The following is a 20,415-nucleotide window of genomic DNA, read 5'->3' on the forward strand; positions in this document are numbered from 1 at the left end:
ATCCGCTGGGGCGAGTTGTTGAGTGCGCCGATCCAAACGGCGACGCACTCAGCAAGCCTTTTTCCGGTTACACTGAACGGGTCAGGCCACCGTCGACGCGAATGTTCTGCCCCGTCATATAGGCTGCTCCCTTCGATGCGAGGAACGCAACGGTCGCGGCGATTTCCTCGCTCGTGCCGTAACGCTTCATCGGAACGCTATCGCGGCGCTCTTCTGTTGCCGGAAGACTGTCGATCCAGCCGGGAAGGATATTGTTCATGCGGATGTTCTCGGCCGCATAAGTCTCCGCGAATATCTTGGTGAACGACGCCAACCCAGCACGGAACACGGCCGACGTTGGGAACATCGGGCTCGGCTCGAACGCCCATGCCGTGGAAATATTGATGATGGCGCCGGCGTTCTGCTTCTGCATATGCGGTGTCACGAGGCGCGTCGGGCGAATGACATTCAGGAGGTAAACCTCCATACCCCGGTGCCAGTCTTCGTCCGATATGTCGAGGATCGGGGCACGGGGCCCGTGGCCCGCGCTGTTCACAAGCACATCGATGCGTCCCCAGGTGGAGATTGCGAGATCAACGAGCTTGCGGAGATCGTCATTTGATTGGTTGGAGCCGGTTACACCGACACCCCCCAGTGTTCTTGCGAGTTCCTCGCCCTTGCCCGACGATGAAAGGATTGCCACCTTGAACCCGTCGGCCGCAAGACGCTTCGCGGCAGCAGCGCCCATTCCGCTGCCGCCGGCCGTGATCACCGCTACCTTTTCTACTGACATCGCGCTCTCCTGTCTTAAAGAGGACCCGCACACCATTGCGGTCTACAGTTGCCTGTGAAGTGTGATATCACTGGCACGACATCAGTGCGAACCAGTTCCGTTCCCGGCAAGCAGTAGAAAATCTATCGAATGGCAGAAGGCATCAGGCGTCTTCCCTCCCTCAACGGCCTTCGCGTGTTCGAGGTGGTTACACGGCATTTGAACTTCCGCCTGGCAGCGGAGGAAATCGGGGTGACCCAAGGAGCAGTAGCCCAGCAGATACGAGGCTTGGAAGCAGAGCTAGGCTTGAAGCTGTTTGACAGGCTTCCACGAACGCTCTCGTTGACTGAGGCGGGCCAAAGCTACGTGACGAATATCCGCCGCGCATTTGAACTGATCTCGGAGGCAACCGAAACGCTGAAGCCGGAGCCGCTTCACCTGACGATCAGCGTTACGCCGACATTCGCCTCGAAGTGGCTGATCCCGCGCCTGCCGGACTTCACAGTAACTCATCCCAACATCGATCTGCGCATTCTGGCGAGTGATCGTATTGCCAATTTCCAGACCGACGCAGTCGATCTCGCGGTTCGCCATGGCCGACCGCCCTTCGGACCGAACTTGAACGCTGAGCTCTTGTTCAATCACATCATCATTGCCGTCGGCAGTCCCCTGCTGGTGGAGAAGCTCGGCGGCCCTTCTCAGGGCGACAACCTCGCACACTATCCGCTCCTTCACGACGGCCACGACCTTTGGCCGCAGTTTCTCGAGTTGGCGTTTCCGCACACCCCACTGGCAGGCGCCAAGAACATCCGGTTCAATCAGACGTCGCTGGCGATAGAGGCCGCGATTGCCGGTCAGGGCCTTGCTCTGACAAGCACCTTCTTCGTGGAGGACGACTTGGCGGCGGGGCGCCTTCTCCGCGTACTGCCGACGGAACTCACCGTTGGCACCGACTTTTACGTCGTCTCGCCACGTAAGCCGCGCCATCCCGCATCTGTGGCTGCGGTAAGGAATTGGCTTGCCCGTCAGACATGTGGTAACCGTTCGGATTGCGTTTAAGCCAAGGTCGGCGGCCATAGAAACCCTTTCCCGAAGGCCCCGATGAGACATGCACCAGCATCAACATCGAGCGCGGCCGGTGTCGGGAAAAGGTCAGATTGCGGTGGAACGCGCCAGCAAAAACGGCAGATTCCACGGAACAGACTGGCACTGTTCCCATTTCTATAGTAGCTCCTAAGCTTGCTGCCAGAAATGCACGCTACGATGCGGGAGAACTATCATCGGAAAGTCTAGATGACGCGGAAAAACATAGGCTCATTGCAATTGGCCGTTCTGGCTTTGCTGCTGGCAGGATGCACCAAGGTGGAGCCTTTGGAAACCGCCGCCGTCAGTCAGTCGATCCCGACGCCCGCGAAGACGGATCAGGCGGTTATCGCAGATACAGTTAGCCGCGGCCCTGTCGGAGTGAAGCCCCTTGCCTGGGCCAACCCTTCGACCGGAAGTGCGGGCGTGATCGAAGAAATCGGCGTTGATCCCGAAAGTTCATGCCGCGCCTTTGTCACCACCCAGCGGACGCTCGAGGGAGAAACTCGCTTCAAGGGCCTTGCTTGCCCGTCCGGTGACTCCGACTGGAAGCTCGGACCCGCGCAGTAACTGAGATCGCCGCATCCTCATCTGGGACCAAGCCAAGGGACATCGCACGCTGGCCGAACAGCCCTGATCTTTCTCCCGGGTAACTCGCACGAGCACGGCCTCGCTCTCATTGCCGGCGTTCAAAGGAGCGCGCCGGTGTCTCATCCCAGACCACCTAGAGGATGCTGTCCCTGCGGGTAGAGGCTCGGCGCTACTGGGGTTTGATCTGAGATCCCAAGCTGCTCGCAGCGAGGCTTGGTGATGCCTTGTGTGGTTGTACGGTCAATCGCCTTGTTGCAGCCGCTCGACCAAGCAGCCGAGCGCCAAGAAAATTGCTGACCGCTAAAGCAGTCGGCCGAACGACGCCGGCGTCGGAAGTCGAGTCCGTTCCAATCAGCCATGTCGATGCTGAATTTCTATATCAACGATGCAGGACAGCACCTTTCCAAGGCGCAACGCAAAAAGCTGGATAAGGTCAAGAACCAACTTTGCAGGGATTTCGGGCGAAGCCCAAAGGATGAGAAGCAATAAGCTTCGGCGTCGATTGGGACCCGGACCACAGCCAAGCACGGCGACGACCGAGAAGAAGGCGTGGACGCCGCTCACCGCCGCGTCCACCAATTTCTTAACGATCAAACGAGATCAAAACGATCGGCGTTCATCACCTTCGTCCAGGCTGCCACGAAGTCCTTGACGAACTTCTTCTTGGCGTCGGACTGACCATAGACTTCCGCAAGGGCGCGAAGTTGCGAGTGCGAACCGAAAATCAGGTCGACGCGGGTGCCGGTCCACTTGAGTTCGTTCGTCTTGCGGTCACGCCCCTCGTAAACACCTTCCTTGCCGGCGACCGGGGACCACTGGGTACCCATGTCGAGCAGGTTGACGAAGAAGTCGTTCGTCAGTGCTTCGGGACGAGACGTGAAGACGCCATGCTCGGGCTGGCCAGCCTTCAGCACGCGCAGTCCGCCGACGAGAACCGACATTTCCGGAGCGCTCAGCGTCAACAACTGGGCGCGATCGACGAGAGCTTCTTCCGGCTTCATGAACTGGCGACCGCCGACATAGTTGCGGAAACCGTCGGCGCGCGGCTTAAGCGCAGCGAAGGAGGCCGCGTCCGTCTGTTCCTGCGAGGCATCCGTGCGGCCAGGCGTGAACGGCACGGTGACGTCGTGGCCGCCGGCCTTTGCCGCCTTCTCGACACCGGCGGCACCGGCGAGAACGATCAGGTCGGCGAGCGAGATCTTCTTGCCACCGGTCTGGGCAGCATTGAAATCCTTCTGGATACCCTCGAGGAGGCCAAGCACCTTGGCAAGTTGGGCTGGCTGGTTCACTTCCCAGTCCTTCTGAGGCGCAAGCCGGATGCGTGCGCCATTTGCGCCACCGCGCTTATCCGAGCCGCGGAAGGTCGAGGCAGACGCCCAGGCGGTCGAGACCAGTTCCTGCACGGACAGGCCCGCTGAGAGAACCTTGTCCTTCAGTTCGGCAATGTCCGCATCGTCGATCAGCTTGTGATCAACGGCCGGGATCACATCCTGCCAGATCAGGTCTTCCGCCGGCACTTCCGGCCCGAGGTAACGAACCTTCGGCCCCATATCGCGGTGGGTCAGCTTGAACCAGGCGCGAGCGAAGGCATCTGCAAACTGATCCGGATTTTCAAGGAAGCGGCGAGAGATCTTCTCGTATGCCGGATCGAAACGCAGCGACAGGTCGGTGGTCAACATCGTCGGAAGATGCTTTTTCGACGCGTCATAGGCATCGGGAATCGAAGCATCGGCGTTTTTGGCCTTCCACTGCTTCGCGCCGGCCGGGCTTTGAGTCAGCTCCCATTCAAAGCCGAACAGGTTTTCGAAGAAGTAGTTGCTCCACTTCGTCGGAGTCTGCGTCCACGTCACCTCAGGACCGCCAGTGATGGCATCCTTGCCGACGCCCGTACCAAACGAACTCTTCCAGCCGAGCCCCTGATCTTCGATCGCCCCGCCTTCCGGCTCTGCGCCGATCAGCGACGGGTCGCCGGCTCCGTGCGTCTTGCCGAAGGTATGACCGCCGGCAATCAACGCTACCGTCTCTTCGTCGTTCATGGCCATACGGGCAAAGGTTTCGCGGATGTCGCGGGCAGCCGCGACCGGATCGGGGTTGCCGTTCGGACCTTCGGGATTGACGTAGATCAGGCCCATCTGCACGGCGCCGAGTGGTTCAGAGAGCTCGCGCTCGCCACTGTAACGCTCGTCGCCCAACCAAGTGGCCTCCGGACCCCAGAAGAGTTCCTCGGGCTCCCATACGTCGGCGCGACCGCCGGCAAAACCAAAGGTCTTGAAGCCCATGGATTCGAGCGCAACGTTACCGGTCAGGATCAACAGGTCGGCCCAAGAGATCTTATTGCCGTATTTCTGCTTGATCGGCCACAGAAGACGGCGAGCCTTGTCGAGGTTGGCGTTGTCCGGCCAGCTGTTGAGTGGGGCGAAACGCTGCTGACCGGCACCTGCACCGCCGCGGCCGTCAGTGATGCGGTAAGTACCGGCGCTGTGCCATGCCATGCGAATGAACAAACCGCCGTAGTGACCGAAGTCGGCCGGCCACCAGTCCTGCGAATCGGTCATCAACGCATGAAGGTCCTTCTTCAGCGCATCGAGGTCGAGCGTCTTGAATTCCTCGGCATAGTCGAACGCCTTGCCCATCGGATCGGAAAGAGCGGAATGCTGGTGAAGAATCTGAACGTCCAGCCGGTCCGGCCACCAGTCGCGATTGGATCGACCACGGGGCGCACTGCCATGCGCGACAGGACATTTTCCTGCGCTGTCGGGTTTCTGGTCCATAACGTTCTCCTTGATTGCTTTGAATTTTCTGCCGTCCAAAGGGGGATCTGCCAAACCACGAGGCTCGGTTACATCGCCTGGAAACGGTTTTCGGCACTCACGCCGAGGGTACCGGTCGACACATCCTCCCTTCGCTCCTTCATATCGGAAGCAGATCATAATTCTAAGTTGGATTTACTGATCGTTGCGATAATTAAAAGCTATGAGTTTTGGCGAACAACGTCTGCTTCGAAACTCTACCCTCGGGCTCGCCGAGGCAGCAGATGCACCATCATCCGCACGGTGTCCATAACAGACTGCTATCGTTAGGCTCATAGGGTGCTGCGGTAACGGTGCTGTCCACACGCCCGACCGCGTCACCGCCGGACGCAAAGTGGCGGATGCGCTCTCGCATGCCAAAAAGCTAGCGCGGGCCCGTGGCTGCACCACGGGCTTTGGATCAAAGGCCAGCGCCTGTTCTACGTTTGGATTCGGGCGGGGCAGCCCCAGACTTTACTGCCAGCCGGAACATCGTGATTAACAAACGACATCGCTCCAACCACCACACCATCTCCAATCGTCACGCCACGAGAAATGACACTGTTGGGACCTATGTAGACGCCGCTGCCAATCCTAGTTGGAGAATATTCGATCGGCGCTTTTCCGAGCGTTAAGCTTCTTTGCACGGTGTCATGAGAATAAATCTGAACACCAGTGGAGATTGAGCAGTGGTCACCGATCGAAAGCCCGCCAGTCCCATCCAATACCGTTCCAGGTCCAATCCAAGTGTGGGAACCGACACGGACCTCTCCCATAACGAGCGCACTGTCGTAACAGGATGTACCCTCACCAAATCCGTATTCACGCGCATTTTCCCAACGATCTGTTATCAAATCGCCGAAGGACACGCGCCGCTGGAATTGCGCGAGCTTCTTGAGTTGCAGCGTTTTCTGAAGTGCTCGCAATGCTTCAATCATGAGTGACTTGCTCTATCCACTTTGACCGTTGCGATAAACCCGCCACAATGGACGGCCAAAGAAGCGGTGTAGCCTCGCTTGCGTGAAATTCCACCACCTATCGCTGCCGAAAACTAGACCGTGGCGGCTTCGGTATTCGTCGGTCCCACCGATCTCACACGCATGGCAAGAAGGCCTTCAATATCGAGTGCGCGTTCGTGACGATTGTTTGCGCGCAACAACCTCGCCATCAAATCAAGCCAACTGTCTAAGTCCTCATTTCCAATCCAAGCGATCGAGAGGCAGTCCCCAGGCAACGGCCCGTCAAGCGAGGCGTCGTCGGATAGATCCGCAAGTTCGTTTGCTTCGATCAGCCATTTAGTTCGCCTGATAGAAACGTGAGGGACGGTCTTGGCCTGTTCAAGCAGGAAAACTCTCAAATCCTTGTCGCCAATAATATCACTCAGGAGGAGAAGCCAAGCAATCTCGACCGGATCAATCTGCGCTAAGGCCGGCGAAGACGAGCCCTGGAGATTGCTGCGGCGGCTAAGTAGAATGGCTGCTTCTCCTGCATTGCCCTCGAGCAGCGAGATAATGCCGAGCAGAATCCATGGCTCGGCGATATGGCCAATCCAAGTACTCAGCTCTTTCAGGGTCTGCGCGACTTCTTTGAGATCTCCTCCCTCCAGAATTGCCGATCTGGCCGAACGAAGCACTGCGGACATCGGGCTGTCGGGAATGGCCATGTTCACGAAAACTGCGGAATGTGACTGCATTGGAACGATCTCAAATTTGCCGAACCAATTGATTTGTCTGACAACCTCGCCTGAACGGACGGCGCGGCGGCACTCGTACCAATCTGCAATATAAGTCCACGCCTGACGCGTGTAACGGCTGTGAACGAGTTCATAGCCCTTTCTGCGGATGTCGGAATAGAGATCGAGGTCTTTGCTGACCTCGTTGATCTTTTGGTAGAGCTCCTTTCCGCTGCCCATGATGCAGTTTTGCATGTCGGCAAAACCGTATTCTCTCAGACGATCGGAGTCAGGAGCAAGAAGAACCGTACCGGAAGCCGGTATCTCGAGGTGCTTGCGAACGACATAGTCCAGCCGTGTCGTATCGGCGGCCGAAAAGTAGCTTTGAGAAATTAGCTGGGCGTATTTAGCGTCACGAATTTCAAATGGCCTGCGGTCGTGTAAACTATAGCCCGGATGAGTATAAATTAGCGTTGGAAAGAGGTGTTGAACCTCGTGGGTCAGCTTTGCCCGCCAAGGGTAGAAACTCGGGAATAGATGCCCACTCATGATGTTGACTGGGATGATCTTTTCCAAGTTGTAGTCATGGAATATCTCGGGATCGATAAATTTTGGAATGACGAAACAGGTAAATTGTGACAGCTCCGGCATATGCTGCAGGTGTTCCAGCCCGAAGCAGAAGATTGTGTCAATGCCGTATTCAGTGACGGCGCTCAGCGTGAGTGGCCGCATCGGGTCGTGTGGGTCGCAATTGAAGTAAAGCGCCCGCGGTATCTCTGGGTAGGTATCAATGTTTGTGATGTTAAGCCGTAATGGTCTGCCGGAATGTACTGCCGAAAATATGACGAAATCGGGCTGCAGTTCATCACAGACGGCTTTGAAATCGAAGTCGCGATCGACAACGCTGACCTCGCAGTGGTGAGCAAGCGCGTAAATCCACTCGTCGACCACATTTGTGAGAACTGGAGCTGCGGTCGCATTGAGCTGCGGCAACACGCATAGAACGCGCCTGCGCTGTGTTGCCACCGTCATTTCCCACCCCTTTCGAAAAATGAGCAAATTGCATCGACGACTTGTTGCTGCTGCGCCGCGGTTATGCCGGCGAACATGGGCAAAGACAGTCCCTGGCCGGCAAATTCCTCTGTTGCAGGAAATTCAGTTTGAGCGCTTTCGACTTGTGCTAGGCAAGGCTGCCGATGCAATGGAATGGGGTAGTGCAATCCGGTCTGAATACCTCTTGCATCAAGGTACGACCGCAGGTCGTCGCGCCGATCCGTGCGTACGACGTAGAGATGGTAAACATGATCGCCATGCACGACATCAGGGAGCATTAAGGGCGTACCTTTCAAGCCCTCTTTATACCGCTCTGCCGCCTGCTTCCGCTGATCGGTCCAATCATCAAGATGCCCTAGCTTGCTGTTCAAGACCAAGGCTTGCAGGCCATCCATGCGGTAGTTGTAGCCAATCTGTTCATGGAGATAACGTTCCGTCTGCCCGTGATTTCTCAGTGCCCTCAGGCGCTGAGCAAGTTCGGCGTCTTGCGTGATGATGAGACCGCCTTCACCCGCTGCACCGAGATTCTTGCCTGGGTAGAAACTGAAGCAACCCATTGACCCCATCGATCCAAGCGGTCGGCCGTTGTAACGAGCGCCGATCGCTTGGGCCACGTCTTCTATCATTGTCAGTCCGTGACGCTCGGAAAACTTCAGCGCTGCCGTCATATTTGCGGGCTGACCATAAAGATGAACAGGAATGATTGCTTTCACATCGCCATCCAGACGCCTTTCCGCATCCGCAATGTCGATCGTACCCGTAGCATGTTCCACATCGCAAAAAACCGGAATAGCGCCCTGATAGATCACACCCCATAATGTGCCGATAAAGCTATGGGCCGGTACCAGAACCTTGTCTCCTGGGCCTATGCCCGCGGCAATGACCGCCAGATGCAGGGCAGCGCTGCCACTGCTGACGGCAATGGCATGATCGACTTCGAGATAGGCGGCAATAGCTTCTTCGAATTCGTCGACCCATGGCCCTAGGCAAAAAGCACTTGCATCGAACAGTCGTTCGATCTCCGGCATGACATTATGGCGAATCTGCTCCCATTGGATGGAGAGATCGACGAAAGGTACCGCAGTCTGCGAACTCATCGACCACTCTCCGACCTGTCGCGAGTAGACCCTATTACGCGTGCTGGATTGCCCGCGACGATGGCATATTCGGGAACGTCTTTGGTCACCACAGCCCCCGCTGCGACCATAGCCTTTCGCCCAATTACAAGGTCAGGTAGAATCGTGGCATTGCTTCCGATCGATGCGCCGGAGCAGATACGGGTGGGAAGGCAGACCCAATCTTCCGAGCCCTGCAATGCACCTTCAGCGTTTGTCGCAGCCGGATAGCGATCGTTTGTGAACATGACGCCATGGCCCACGAACACCTCATCCTCAATGATGACACCTGAGCAGATGAAACTATGGGACTGGATCTTGCATTTTGCGCCGACACGGACATCCGATTGGATTTCCACGAAGGTGCCGATCCGTGTTCCATGGCCGATCGTGCAGCCATACAAATTGACGAGATCTGGATGGAAAACCAGTACGTCATCTTCGATAACGACATTGTCAGCAATGGGCATCAGGCCACTCCTTTTTCAGCAAGGATCTCTGACAAGGCAGTTGCCACGCTGACTTGTTCGGCATCCGTCATGCCGCAGAAAAGTGGCAGGATGAGATGAGCTGCGCTGGCATGCTCTGATCGGGAAAGCCCTCCATGCCGGGCCCCGCGCCAGGGCGCTTCAAGGTGGCTGGACATGACTGCACGCCGGGTCGCTATTTTGCGGTCGAGCATCTTCTGCATGACCTCTTCGCGATCTGCACTTTTCGGCAACCCAATCGAATAGCTCTGCCAGTTCGATTTCGCCCAGTTCGGCTCTTGCGGTATGATTACGCCATCGATGGGCATCAGGAGTTCGCCGTAGCGCTTCGCCAATTTCCGCCTTTCGGCAACAATTCCATCGAGACGCTTTAGCTGCTCTCGTCCAACCGCAGCCTGTAGGTCGGTCATGCGATAATTGAAACCCGTCTCGGTGTAGGTCTCGATCACAACACGATTGGATGCATGACGCGCGAGGTCTGAGACAGACATTCCATGCTGCCTCAGAAGGCGGCACTTCGAGTCTATTTCAGGGTTGTTCGTGGTGATCATTCCGCCCTCGCCCGTCGTAAGAACCTTGCGGGGATGAAATGAGAAGCATGCCACGTCAGAGAGGACGCCACCGATCCGGTGCCATTGGTCATCGACTAGGATCATCGATCCGCTGGCGCAGGCTGCGTCTTCCACCACTGCCAGCCCATGCGCATGAGCGACAGCGCAAATCGCCCGCAGGTCGCACGGCATACCGATCTGGTCCACACACAACACGGCTTTAGTCCGCGACGTTATCAGCGCCTCAATAGTTGTCGGATCCATATTGTAGCTATCAGCGGCGATGTCGGCGAAGACCGGCTCGGCACCACACATATGGATGGCATTCGCTGTCGCAATGAAGCTGTGACTGACCGTGATTACCTCGTCACCCGGTCCGACACCGACAGCCAGCAGTGCCAAATGAAGCGCAGTCGTACAGTTAGAAACCGCGCACGCATATGAGGCACCGGTCATTGCAGCGAACTCCGTCTCGAACCCAAGAACCTGTGGTCCCTGGGTCAACCAGCCGGAAGCGATGACCGAGGCGAGTGCGTCCGCTTCTTGTGGCCCCACCGTTGGGCGCATAAGGGGGATCACTTGGCCAACTCCAACATGGAGACACGTTCATTCCGCCACCATCGCACCAGATCGCGCAATCCATCTTCCAGCCCGATCGAAACTTCGAAACCAAGTTGCGACCGCGCCTTTGACGGATCGGCCAGCCGCCGCTCCACTGGGTTAACGTTGCGAGCGGGTTCGTGGTGGATTTCGAGATTTTCCCGCCCCATGATCTTGAGCAGCGTCTGCGCCAATTCTCTCAGAGAAACTTCGGCCCCTGACGCGACATTGTAGACTTCGTCCGAAGCAGAGGAGAGAGCCGCCGCAATATTCGAAGACGCGACGTCGCGAACCTCAACGAAATCCATGGTTTGCAGTCCGTCACCAAAGATGATCGGAGGTTGATTGGCGGCAATTCTCTCCATCCATCGGATCAGGACCTCCGTGTAGCGGCCGTGGATATCCATGCGCGTTCCATAAACATTGAAGTAGCGAAGCGCACAGTAGTTGAGGCCGTACATATCGTTGAATGATCGGAGTAGCTTTTCATTGAAGAGCTTCAGACCGCCGTACAATGTTCGATCGGCATAGGGTGCTGCGGCCTCGGTGGTTGGAAATTCTGGAGCATAGCCATAGATTGAGGCGGACGACGCAGCGATAATCTTCTGAATTTTGTGTTTCACGCAGAGCTGCAGAAGATCGAATGTGGCGCGGCCCATAACCTCAAAGGCCTCGGCGGGTTCGGCGGCACAATGAGTAATCCTCAAAGCAGCCTGATGGAATACGATATCGGCGTCTCGCACCAGTTCGTTCATGAGAGCGTTGTCACGAATATCGCCGTTTACAAGCCTCAGGCGCGGGTCAGCGGCAACGGCAGAGAGATTCTCAGGTCTCCCGCGCACCATATTATCGACAACCACAACGGCCTGGACCTCGTGGCCCATGAGTTGATCGATAATGTGCGAGCCGATGAAGCCGGCGCCTCCGGTCACTAAAATGCGCTTCCCGCTCAGAAAATTTGTGGCGTTCGCTTGTTTGAGCTGCTGTTCCATCATCTCACTCTGCCGCGATGATATTGAATGTATTGCGCTTACTGTATGCGACCTGCTGCAAGCTGCATTCCAACGCCGACTGCGCTCGCTCCAGCGTTCTGACAATCCTCAGTCCGAAATCACCATCAGTTTGGCAGCGCTCCTGCCCGAGGATGGAGCGGCGGAAGTGTTCAACCACTTCCGCCAGCGGCTCAGGGCCGGAAATGCGAGGGGATGTCACCGCGCCGATTCTGTAGTTCGGAAGATTGATTTCGCGATCCTGATTGGAATGGATAGTGATGCCGGAATCATAGATCTTGACCGGCTCATCGCGATTCAGATCATCCCAGACAGCCATTTGCTTGCTGCCCCCAAGAGCAATCCGCCGCATTTTTACCGGTGACATCCAACTCAGATTGAGGTGCGCGACCATAGAGTTCTCGTAGTGCAAGGTGATGTAAGCGATATCGGGCGATTTGTCGTTGACATGACAATACCCGCTGGCCTCCACTGAAACCGGCTCAGCAGAAAACAGATAGTCCAGGATGGATAGGTCGTGAGGAGCGAGATCCCAGAGCACATTCACGTCCGGTTGAAAAAGCCCCAAATTGACGCGCTGAGAATCGAAATAGGAAATATGCCCGAGCGTACCGCTTGCAACGAGATCTCGGAGCTTTCGAACGGCAGGATGGAAGAGGAAGGTGTGGTCAACCATCAGAGTTAAGCCGTAGGCTTTGGCACGTGCGACTAGGTCCTCCGCCTCTTCGCTGGAACCGCACATCGGCTTCTCGATCATCACATGCTTGCCGGCGTCCAAGCCGGCTTTAGCAAGCGAATAGTGCGAGGACACCGGCGTTGCAATGACCATTGCATCAATACTGGGATCGAGAATGACAGACGATGCGTCTTCGTAAATCGCGGCGCTCGGGAACGATTGCGCCAGTCGTTCTCGAACCTCCAGCCGCATGTCAACGATTGCGGTTAACTGAATCCCAGGATTGCTGGACAGGACACGTAGCAGGTTGCGCCCCCAGTAACCTACGCCGCATAAAGCCACCTTGATCATGCAAGCAAATCCCCTAACTCAAGCGGTATGACTTATCGCGGTGCAATCTTGCCCGAGCCTGACGGTTGCCGTTGAGTGAAAACTGTATTCTTCGGTCGACGACTATCCTGCCCACATGTGAGGGCTGGGCTCAGTGGGGCAGCGTCAGAACCACTTCATCCAGCAGATCGCCGATCGCCCCGCTGAAGGTCGTCCCCTCTCAACCAGCACAGAACTTTAAGCGGTATTCCAGAAACTTGTGGATGATGTCACCGACACAAACCAGCCGGCGGAAGATCTTCGGGAGAAGATCGCCAGGGTAAAGGCTCAGTTCAATCCGGACAACGTCGAGATCGCCGTCCAAGCTCATCTTCTTGGCTCGCAATAACGCAGATGAGTACGGCAGACAGCCATTGGCCAAGATCACCGCCAACCTCGGAGGAGAGTTGGGCTGCTCTGCAACTGGTGGGAACGGGTTCCGCTTGGGCGATCCGCGCAGATCTTTCTAGTTTTAGGGGATTGGTTGCGGGGGCTCGCAACCAACGATTCCTGCGATTAGTTGAGAGAGAAATACCGAAGTTGGCACCTTAATTAGCGTGATATAGCGTCATGTGAAACCGCTTAGAAACGGCAGCATTCTGCGGTAAGAAAGTTCGGATAGCGCAGGTCGAATAGTAAATTTCGGCACTACGTGGGTTGTCATTCGTTCTCTTTTTGTTCTAAATAATGCCACTAGGTCCCTTTTCTCGCTAACCCAGATGGCGTCTTTGTTTATTTGCCATGGAACACCGCTTCACCCGCCAAGAACTGTATGACCGCGTTTGGTCGAAGCCAATGTCGCACCTGGTTGTTGAACTCCGGACCACCACCAGCAATCTCAGCACATTGCTGCGACGCGCCGATATTCCAAAGCCATCGTCCGGGCATTGGATGCGCAAGGAGTTCGGAAAGCCTGTCGAGCAGCCACCTTTGCCACCAGCACCATCTGGATGTGTCGAGCCGCTGGTGCTGGATACAGAGAAGCCGAGCATTAAGCGCAAACTGAGATATACCAAAGCGGACCCAGATGCAGTTTCCGTTTCCGTGGATCCACAACAGGTTCTTGCGCCCCTGCTGAAAATCCCGTGCAAGTCGCGCTAAAGCCACGTCCGACACAACCGACGACGATGACACGAGAGGAACTCTACGGCGCGGTGTGGAGGACACCGATGTCGCGCTTGGCCGAGGACTATGGCATCAGCGGCAATGGTCTTGCCAAAATCTGCGATCGAGAAGATATCCCGTATCCGCCACGCGGATATTGGGCGAAACACGCTGTGGGCAAAGCACCAAAACAGACGCCACTGCCAAAATCGACCAGCGTGCACTCCATTACCATTCGCCCGACACCGTTGCCGCCGCCTCCCATCGAACTGCCGCCGGAGGTCAAGCAGCAAGCGGACAAAGTCCGTGCAAGTGAAGCCGCCCTCGTGGTGCCAGAACGCCTTTTGAGACCTCATACAGTTATTGCTTCATGGCTGACGGAGCACGAACAGAAGAAGCGTCAAGCCCGAAGCGAGCGCGATCCATGGAGGCGCAATCTTTATGACCCTGGCGATTTCTCCGAAACGGACCACCGCAAACATCGCATTCTGGATGCGCTCTTCAAGGCGATTGAGCGCCAAGGAGGAAAGGTTAAGCAGGGAGAGCGAGGCCTCCTGTTTGCCGAGGTTCTAGGCGAAAAGGTGGAGTTTCAGGTTCGCGAAAAGCAAAAGCAGGAACGTCGGCCTCTGACCGATAACGAAAAGCGATGGAAATCGCCCGGCGACAAAGACTGGAAAAAGGATTTGGTGCCGACAGGTTGGCTCGTTTTCGAGATCAAAACCTGGCAGTGGCCGAATGCTCTTCCGCGGCAATGGCTCGAATCTGAAAAGCAGCCAATGGAGGGCATGCTGCCGGACATCTTGGCAACCTTCGTCGCAGCCGGACCATTACTCGTTCAACAGCGTGAGGATCGAGAGGCGGCGGAGCGCGAGCGCCAAATTGCCGAGCAGCGCCGCTATGAAGAACAGCGGCATCGGAAGCGCGATGCTAACCGCTGGCGACGCTTCCGAGAGTTAGCGCAGAACTGGCACGATCTCGCTGCCGTGCGCGATTTCCTGGCGGCGCTACGATCAATGAACGTCACGCCCATCGCCGAAATCGACGGCCGCAGCGTTGACGAATGGATCGCATGGGCGGAGGAGTGGCTCCAGCGGGCTGACCCAACGGCTGGCGGCGTCGGCAGCGTGTTCGAGCGGATCGCTGAAATTACCGATTGGACCTACCGGGATTGACTAACCCGACGCCGAGCATGCGTTGCGATCGTATTTGGACATCGTGGTCTCTGCGCTAGGTGCCAGAAGCCTCTCTTCGAGCCATCAACGCGTCTGGACAAACCCACCTACGCCCCAATTCTGAGGGGGCGTTGTTTGGTCTCTCCGCTGCGGGGGTGGGCCGGCAACGAACCGTCGTTCGGAAGCATTCCTCCTTCCAGATTGCCCCCTTGCAAGTTCCAATTAGCGAGCCATTGACTTCCAATCAGCCGAGAACGACAGTTCCAATCGTCCGAGATTCGAGGAAAACATGTTCGAGAGGTTTGTAGAGCAGCGGGCGGAGGAAGCCCTTTTGGATGACCTTGCCCCCAAGTTTTATCCAATTTTGAGTTCGCTCCAGCGGTTTTGGGTTGCTGTGTTTGGGGCGGTAGCGGCGGGTTGCGGTGCGGAGCCATTTCGGCTGCGCAGCACCGCATCACGTCGCGGGTTGATGGTCTGAGCGAACTCGGCAGGTGTCAGCCAGCCGAGGCCAGAGTGCGGTCGGTGATCGTTGTAATCGCCGCGCCAGTTTGAAAGCGCTGAGCGAGCGTGGGTCAGTGACGAGAAGAGGGTTTCATTCAAGAACTCGTCTCGCAGCCGTCCATTGAAGCTTTCGATGAAAGCGTTCTGAATGGGTTTGCCAGGCGCAATGTAGTGCCAATCCACCTTAGTCTTGTCCGTCCATTGCAGGATCGCGTTGCTGGTGAACTCGCTGCCGTTGTCACTGACGATCATTTTCGGTTTGCCGCGCTCCTCGATGATCCGGTCAAGCTCGCGGGCAACGCGCAGACCGGAAAGCGATGTATCGGCGACGAGTGCTAGGCATTCCCTGGTGCAATCGTCGACGACCGTCAGAATCCGGAACCTGCGTCCATCGGTGAGTTGATCCGACACGAAGTCCAGTGACCAACGATCATTGGCTGTCATCGGAACCAGCATCGGTGCTCGTGTGCCGATCGCTCGCTTGCGACCGCCGCGCTTGCGCACCATCAGCTTTTCCTCCCGATAGAGCCGGAAGAGCCTCTTGTGGTTCACAAGGTGCCCCTCGCGTCTGAGTAGGACATGAATGCGTCGGTAGCCAAAGCGGCGGCGTTCATGCGCCAACGCCTTCATTCGCTCGCGAAGGTCATGGTCGTCGATGCGGCTGCTTTCGTAACGAACTGTCATCCGGCAAACACCGATGGCTTTACACGCCCGCCGTTCGCTCATCCGATGTTGGTTCATCAGATGCGCGACAGCGTTCCGCTGGGCTGCGGGCGTCACCACTTCTTTCCCAAAAGGTCTTTCAACGCGGCGTTGTCGAGCATCGCATCCGCCAGAAGCCGCTTCAGTTTCATGTTCTCGTCCTCCAGCGTCTTCAGCCGCTTGGCCTCAGACACGTCCATCCCGCCGAACTTGGCCTTCCATTTATAGATGCTCGCATCGCTGACACCGTGCTTCCGGCAAAGCTCCGAGACAGGCGTGCCCGCCTCGTGCTCCTTCAGGATGCCAATGATCTGTTCGTCTGTGAAACGGTTGCGCTTCATTCTCTGGTCCTCTCAATGGGCCAGAGCTTACTTCAAAATGGATTATTTCAACGGGGCAAGGTCATGGATACTCCGGTCGTCCTCATCGTAGGACCGCGCCGAGCCGGCAAGACTACACTTGTCCGAAAGATGGGAGAAGCCGGCCGAACCTATATCACCCTCGACGATCAGACGGTTCTCGAAGCCGCCCAATCCGATCCTGCCGGCTTCATTCGCGGCCTGGATCGAGCCATCATCGACGAGATTCAGCGTGCGCCAGACCTGTTGCTGGCGATCAAGAAGACAGTCGATGAGGACTATCGTCCGGGCAGGTTTCTGCTTACCGGGTCGGCAAACGTGCTGACTTTACAGCGGATTGCGGACAGCCTGGCGGGGCGAATGGAGACCATCCGAATGCTGCCGCTGGCAAGGGCCGAGATCGAAGGCCGGACGCCGTCCTTTCTGGAACACCTTTTCGACGGGAATCTAAAGAGCCCGCGGAGCTCTATCATGGGAGACGACTTCGTCCAACTCGTTCTGCTCGGGGGATTCCCCGAAGCGATCAGCCGCAACAACGAACGACGACGGCAAGATTGGGCACGGTCCTATCTGACTTCTATCCTGACGCGAGATCTCCGGGACATTGCCGATGTGGAGAAGCTGACCGAGTTGCCGAAGTTCGTGCGGCTATTGGCCGAACATACAGGCCAATTGGTCAACTATTCGCAGTTTGGCGGCAGCATCAACGTCAGTCACAAGACTGGGCAGCGTTATGTCGGACTGCTCGAACAGGTGTTCCTGGTCGCAACGGTACAGCCTTGGTTCACCAATACGCTGAAGCGTATCGTCAAGACGCCCAAGCTGCATTTCCTCGATTCAGGTCTGTTGGCCAGTGTGCGCGGGCTCACCTTCGACCGAGTGAAGGCGGATCGCGGAACATTCGGCGCGCTGCTGGAGAGCTTCGTGTTTTCCGAAGTTCTGAAGCTAATGACGGCGTCGGACCTGCGGTTGACACCATATCATTTCCGGGATCGGGACATGCGCGAGGTCGACATCGTACTGGAACGCGACGACGGGATGATCGCTGGCATCGAGGTCAAGGCCAGCGCCACGGTCAAGGCCGGCGATTTCGGAGGGCTCCGCGCACTTGCCGAGGCCTGCGGCGATCGTTTCGCCTTTGGCATAGTCCTATACGACAATACAGATGTCGTGCCGTTCGGCGACAAGCTGGCCGCGGTGCCGCTGTCCAGCATGTGGGGCTGAGAATGGTCGCAGAAGCCAACGGGAGGACCATCCAACACATCGTCGGCCAACGTTTCTTTAGCCGAGAAAAGAAGAAGAGCGAAAAATTCTGGAAATCCCTTTCCGGGTTTCCCGCCGTAGCGCGATCAATTAGACGAGCGCACCTCGTGGCCGCTCAAACCGCTGCTGCGCTAAGCAAGGGGGTCAGATGGCTCGATTGTTGACCAAGACAGAATCGGATGGGACGCCCTATACGCGCCCTCCAGGGGTGGAAACCCAGATCGACGAGGCTTCCCAGCTCTCTCCTGCCGATCTGCGGGGCCGTCTCATGATTATCGACCGCGCCGACCCTCGCCATTTGCGATCCGAGTGTCTTGTCCACCTCGTTCGGGAGGGGAGGCGTTCTGACAATCAAGAGCTGATGAGCGCAGTCTTGCCCATATTGCTCGTAGGTGCGAAGCCAATTTTCTGTTCAAGGTTCCTGACGGCGCGATGCCGGATTCAGCAAATCTGCGTCAGGAAATCCTCGACAATCTGGTCGAGCTTTTTGTGGTAGATGGATCTGGCGACTTTCCAGACGAACTCGATTTCTACGAGTGCAAGTTTAATATGGCATTCAGGGCGCTGCGGATCGATGCCGTTCGGCACGACGTGCGTCGGCGCAAGCGCACCATAGAAGTTACCGAGACGCCGCAGCTTGAAGTGAAAAGCATGCCTGACGCCTTTGAGGATGCGTTTGCCAGGGTGTCAGATGAATTCAAGGTTTTGCCAACCCAGGAATGGCACGGGGAGACCGTCGCATGAAGGTCGCGCTCTACGCCCGCTACTCCTCCGACAATCAACGCGACGCCTCGATCGAGGACCAACTGCGTGTTTGCCGCGCCCGGGCCGACCGCGAGGGATGGGCGGTCGTCGACAGCTATTCCGACCGGGCGATTTCCGGGGCGTCACTGCTCAGGCCGGGCGTGCAGGAACTGATCGCCGACGGCCTCAAGCGCAGGTTCGACCTTATCCTGACGGAATCTCTCGATCGCCTCTCCCGCGACCAGGAAGACATTGCCGGTTTCTACAAGCGCATGCGTTTTGCCGGCGTCAGCATCGTGACACTATCCGAAGGCGAGGTCAGTGAACTGCATATCGGTCTCAAGGGCACGATGGGCGCGCTCTACCTCAAGGATCTTGCCGACAAGACGCGGCGCGGCCTACGCGGCCGGGTCGAGGATGGCAAATCGGGCGGCGGTCTTTGCTACGGCTACGACGTCGTCCGGCAGATAGAATCTTCCGGCGAGGCCAGCCGCGGCGAGCGGACCGTCAACGAGGCCGAGGCCGATATCGTCCGGCGGATTTTCATGGAGTATCTCGCCGGCAAGTCGTCGCGGATGATCGCGATGCGGCTGAACAGCGAGGGCGTGCCGGGACCGCAGGGGAGCGAATGGGGCCCGTCGACCATCCATGGCAACCCCAAGCGCGGGACCGGTATCCTCAACAATGAACTTTACGTCGGAAAGCTCGTTTGGAACCGCCTTCGTTACCTGAAGGATCCGAACACGGGCAAACGGGTCTCGCGCCTTAATCCGGAAAGCGACTGGGTGTTCCAGGAGGTTCCGGAGCTCCGCATCGTCGATCATAACCTCTGGTCATTGGTGAAGCAGCGGCAAAGTCAACTGGCGCTGGAACCGGGAACACGACCGGGCGACAACACGACTCTGAACGATCGCCGGCGTCCGAAGCACCTGTTCACCGGGCTGGTCAAATGCGGCTGCTGCGGTGGCGGCTATTCGATGATTTCGAAGCATATCCTCGGCTGCACCAATGCCCGCAGTAAGGGCACCTGCGACAACCGGCTCAATATCCGCCGCGATACGCTCGAAGCAACCATCCTGAACGGGCTCGACAAGCACCTGATGGAGCCGGAACTCTTCAAAGAGTTTTGCGCGGAGTTTACGCGCGAGGTCAACAAGGCCCGGATGGAGGCGCGAGCATCGCTCAATTCTGCCGAGGCGGAGATCAAACGCATCGACCGCGAACTCGACACGCTACTGAATCTCATTCTGAAGGGCGGTGTCGCTGACCGCATCAATGAAAAGATGATGACTTTGGAGAAGCGGAAGAAGGAACTGTCGTCGATGCTCGAGGCGACGGAAGAACCGCCTCCCCTGCTGCATCCGAGCCTCGCCAAACTTTACCACGACGAGATCGCCGCCCTTCATGACCAGCTTGTTAACGTAGAGACCCGAGGGCGTGCCGCACAGATGCTACGCACGCTCGTCGAAAGGATCGAGCTCGTGCCCAATGGCGAGGAATTGGCAATCGTGCTGCGTGGCGACCTAGCGGCGATCCTGACCTTTGCGTGCGGCAAGAAGGACCCGGCGTTCCTCCATCAGAAGATCAGAAGGCCGTGCTCGAAGACCTGATGACCTGATGGGACAGACGGGGGTCTCCGAGGCCCAGAAACGCAAAAAGCCCCACAATGGGGGCTCCTTGGGATCGCAGGGATCATTGGTTGCGGGGGCAGGATTTGAACCTGCGGCCTTCAGGTTATGAGCCTGACGAGCTACCGGGCTGCTCCACCCCGCGTCCTCTAGGTAAGCCGCTTTGCGGCTTATCCGGTGTGCGTAAATCCGGT

At 57.2% G+C, this 20,415-nt stretch carries 19 protein-coding genes and 1 tRNA gene; 8 read left to right on the forward strand and 12 right to left on the reverse strand.

The features are described from left to right. Positions 1–67: 67 nt before the first annotated feature. Positions 68–772, reverse strand: coding sequence for an SDR family oxidoreductase (locus tag ATY80_RS26035; RefSeq protein WP_088695170.1), 705 nt, complete (start codon positions 770–772; stop codon positions 68–70). A gap of 129 nt (positions 773–901) precedes the next feature. Between ATY80_RS26035 and ATY80_RS26040 the strand changes: the two genes are divergently transcribed. The 3 genes from ATY80_RS26040 to ATY80_RS29855 all read left to right on the forward strand — a co-directional run bounded on the left by ATY80_RS26040 (position 902) and on the right by ATY80_RS29855 (position 2,914). Beyond that, positions 902–1,810 carry a LysR substrate-binding domain-containing protein gene (locus ATY80_RS26040; protein WP_189637270.1) on the forward strand — a complete coding sequence of 303 codons (909 nt, stop codon included), beginning with the start codon at positions 902–904 and terminating at the stop codon, positions 1,808–1,810. A 234-nt stretch (positions 1,811–2,044) separates the two neighbouring features. Further along, positions 2,045–2,404: an RT0821/Lpp0805 family surface protein gene (locus tag ATY80_RS26045; RefSeq protein ID WP_088695171.1), complete on the forward strand. Its 360-nt coding sequence runs from the start codon at positions 2,045–2,047 to the stop codon at positions 2,402–2,404. A 378-nt stretch (positions 2,405–2,782) separates the two neighbouring features. Further along, positions 2,783–2,914 carry a DUF3175 domain-containing protein gene (locus tag ATY80_RS29855; RefSeq protein WP_245306934.1) on the forward strand — a complete coding sequence of 44 codons (132 nt, stop codon included), beginning with the start codon at positions 2,783–2,785 and terminating at the stop codon, positions 2,912–2,914. 101 nt (positions 2,915–3,015) lie between these two features. Here ATY80_RS29855 and katG read toward each other — a convergent pair whose 3' ends face one another. The 9 genes from katG to ATY80_RS29145 form a co-directional block, all read right to left on the reverse strand. Beyond that, on the reverse strand, positions 3,016–5,196 hold the full coding sequence (gene katG / locus ATY80_RS26055; protein WP_088695172.1) for a catalase/peroxidase HPI: 2,181 nt from the start codon (positions 5,194–5,196) through the stop codon (positions 3,016–3,018). 458 nt (positions 5,197–5,654) lie between these two features. Then, entirely contained in the window at positions 5,655–6,152 is a 498-nt protein-coding gene (locus ATY80_RS26060; protein WP_088695173.1) for an acyltransferase, read from the reverse strand. Positions 6,153–6,265: 113 nt separating this feature from the next. Then, positions 6,266–7,918: a glycosyltransferase gene (locus ATY80_RS26065; protein ID WP_088695174.1), complete on the reverse strand. Its 1,653-nt coding sequence runs from the start codon at positions 7,916–7,918 to the stop codon at positions 6,266–6,268. Further along, complete coding sequence (locus tag ATY80_RS26070) at positions 7,915–9,036, reverse strand: DegT/DnrJ/EryC1/StrS family aminotransferase (protein WP_088695175.1); 1,122 nt, start codon at positions 9,034–9,036, stop codon at positions 7,915–7,917. The genes ATY80_RS26065 and ATY80_RS26070 overlap by 4 nt, the downstream gene beginning before the upstream one ends. Then, positions 9,033–9,524 carry an acyltransferase gene (locus ATY80_RS26075; protein WP_088695176.1) on the reverse strand — a complete coding sequence of 164 codons (492 nt, stop codon included), beginning with the start codon at positions 9,522–9,524 and terminating at the stop codon, positions 9,033–9,035. Before ATY80_RS26075 ends, ATY80_RS26070 begins: the two co-directional genes overlap by 4 nt. Next, positions 9,524–10,672, reverse strand: coding sequence for a DegT/DnrJ/EryC1/StrS family aminotransferase (locus tag ATY80_RS26080; protein ID WP_088695177.1), 1,149 nt, complete (start codon positions 10,670–10,672; stop codon positions 9,524–9,526). Before ATY80_RS26080 ends, ATY80_RS26075 begins: the two co-directional genes overlap by 1 nt. Continuing rightward, the gene (locus tag ATY80_RS26085; RefSeq protein ID WP_210190821.1) at positions 10,669–11,646 is read right to left on the reverse strand and encodes an NAD-dependent epimerase/dehydratase family protein; all 978 of its coding nucleotides are present in this window, start codon (positions 11,644–11,646) and stop codon (positions 10,669–10,671) included. The genes ATY80_RS26080 and ATY80_RS26085 overlap by 4 nt, the downstream gene beginning before the upstream one ends. 43 nt (positions 11,647–11,689) lie before the next feature. Then, the gene (locus ATY80_RS26090; RefSeq protein ID WP_088695178.1) at positions 11,690–12,730 is read right to left on the reverse strand and encodes a Gfo/Idh/MocA family oxidoreductase; all 1,041 of its coding nucleotides are present in this window, start codon (positions 12,728–12,730) and stop codon (positions 11,690–11,692) included. Between the two features lie 199 nt (positions 12,731–12,929). Next, complete coding sequence (locus tag ATY80_RS29145) at positions 12,930–13,079, reverse strand: hypothetical protein (protein WP_189637271.1); 150 nt, start codon at positions 13,077–13,079, stop codon at positions 12,930–12,932. 410 nt (positions 13,080–13,489) lie between these two features. Between ATY80_RS29145 and ATY80_RS26095 the strand changes: the two genes are divergently transcribed. Both ATY80_RS26095 and ATY80_RS26100 read left to right on the forward strand, forming a co-directional pair. Further along, positions 13,490–13,849 carry a hypothetical protein gene (locus ATY80_RS26095; RefSeq protein WP_088695179.1) on the forward strand — a complete coding sequence of 120 codons (360 nt, stop codon included), beginning with the start codon at positions 13,490–13,492 and terminating at the stop codon, positions 13,847–13,849. 68 nt (positions 13,850–13,917) lie between these two features. Beyond that, a complete protein-coding gene (locus ATY80_RS26100; RefSeq protein ID WP_088695180.1) occupies positions 13,918–15,024 on the forward strand; it encodes a hypothetical protein in 1,107 nt (368 codons plus the stop codon). 354 nt (positions 15,025–15,378) lie between these two features. Here ATY80_RS26100 and ATY80_RS26105 read toward each other — a convergent pair. Further along, positions 15,379–16,568, reverse strand: a protein-coding gene (locus tag ATY80_RS26105) for an IS3 family transposase (protein WP_088695181.1) whose coding sequence is annotated in 2 segments (ribosomal slippage) — positions 15,379–16,319 and positions 16,319–16,568 — 1,191 coding nt in all. Because the reading frame shifts where the segments join, the coding sequence is not laid out codon by codon here. A gap of 63 nt (positions 16,569–16,631) precedes the next feature. Here ATY80_RS26105 and ATY80_RS26110 point away from each other — a divergent pair. The 3 genes from ATY80_RS26110 to ATY80_RS26120 all read left to right on the forward strand — a co-directional run bounded on the left by ATY80_RS26110 (position 16,632) and on the right by ATY80_RS26120 (position 20,203). Continuing rightward, positions 16,632–17,810, forward strand: a complete 1,179-nt coding sequence (locus tag ATY80_RS26110; protein WP_088695182.1) for an ATP-binding protein — start codon at positions 16,632–16,634, stop codon at positions 17,808–17,810. A 471-nt stretch (positions 17,811–18,281) separates the two neighbouring features. Continuing rightward, positions 18,282–18,593, forward strand: coding sequence for a hypothetical protein (locus ATY80_RS26115; protein ID WP_088695183.1), 312 nt, complete (start codon positions 18,282–18,284; stop codon positions 18,591–18,593). After that, positions 18,590–20,203 carry a recombinase family protein gene (locus ATY80_RS26120; RefSeq protein ID WP_088695184.1) on the forward strand — a complete coding sequence of 538 codons (1,614 nt, stop codon included), beginning with the start codon at positions 18,590–18,592 and terminating at the stop codon, positions 20,201–20,203. The genes ATY80_RS26115 and ATY80_RS26120 overlap by 4 nt, the downstream gene beginning before the upstream one ends. A gap of 86 nt (positions 20,204–20,289) precedes the next feature. Here ATY80_RS26120 and ATY80_RS26125 read toward each other — a convergent pair. Beyond that, positions 20,290–20,366, reverse strand: a tRNA-Met gene (locus ATY80_RS26125). Positions 20,367–20,415: the final 49 nt, after the last annotated feature.

It is taken from the genome of Rhizobium sp. R711 (assembly GCF_002211365.1).
Classification (GTDB): domain Bacteria; phylum Pseudomonadota; class Alphaproteobacteria; order Rhizobiales; family Rhizobiaceae; genus Rhizobium.

Coding starts and splice junctions, on each gene's coding strand:
- ATY80_RS26060 (WP_088695173.1), bottom strand. CDS start 6,152: ATGATTGAAGCATTGCGAGCACTTCAGAAAACGCTGCAACTCAAGAAG.
- ATY80_RS26095 (WP_088695179.1), top strand. CDS start 13,490: ATGGAACACCGCTTCACCCGCCAAGAACTGTATGACCGCGTTTGGTCG.
- ATY80_RS26120 (WP_088695184.1), top strand. CDS start 18,590: ATGAAGGTCGCGCTCTACGCCCGCTACTCCTCCGACAATCAACGCGAC.
- katG (WP_088695172.1), bottom strand. CDS start 5,196: ATGGACCAGAAACCCGACAGCGCAGGAAAATGTCCTGTCGCGCATGGC.
- ATY80_RS26110 (WP_088695182.1), top strand. CDS start 16,632: ATGGATACTCCGGTCGTCCTCATCGTAGGACCGCGCCGAGCCGGCAAG.
- ATY80_RS26090 (WP_088695178.1), bottom strand. CDS start 12,730: ATGATCAAGGTGGCTTTATGCGGCGTAGGTTACTGGGGGCGCAACCTG.
- ATY80_RS26075 (WP_088695176.1), bottom strand. CDS start 9,524: ATGCCCATTGCTGACAATGTCGTTATCGAAGATGACGTACTGGTTTTC.
- ATY80_RS29855 (WP_245306934.1), top strand. CDS start 2,783: ATGTCGATGCTGAATTTCTATATCAACGATGCAGGACAGCACCTTTCC.
- ATY80_RS26040 (WP_189637270.1), top strand. CDS start 902: ATGGCAGAAGGCATCAGGCGTCTTCCCTCCCTCAACGGCCTTCGCGTG.
- ATY80_RS26070 (WP_088695175.1), bottom strand. CDS start 9,036: ATGAGTTCGCAGACTGCGGTACCTTTCGTCGATCTCTCCATCCAATGG.
- ATY80_RS26115 (WP_088695183.1), top strand. CDS start 18,282: ATGCCGGATTCAGCAAATCTGCGTCAGGAAATCCTCGACAATCTGGTC.
- ATY80_RS26065 (WP_088695174.1), bottom strand. CDS start 7,918: ATGACGGTGGCAACACAGCGCAGGCGCGTTCTATGCGTGTTGCCGCAG.
- ATY80_RS26035 (WP_088695170.1), bottom strand. CDS start 772: ATGTCAGTAGAAAAGGTAGCGGTGATCACGGCCGGCGGCAGCGGAATG.
- ATY80_RS26100 (WP_088695180.1), top strand. CDS start 13,918: ATGTCGCGCTTGGCCGAGGACTATGGCATCAGCGGCAATGGTCTTGCC.
- ATY80_RS26045 (WP_088695171.1), top strand. CDS start 2,045: ATGACGCGGAAAAACATAGGCTCATTGCAATTGGCCGTTCTGGCTTTG.
- ATY80_RS29145 (WP_189637271.1), bottom strand. CDS start 13,079: ATGAGCTTGGACGGCGATCTCGACGTTGTCCGGATTGAACTGAGCCTT.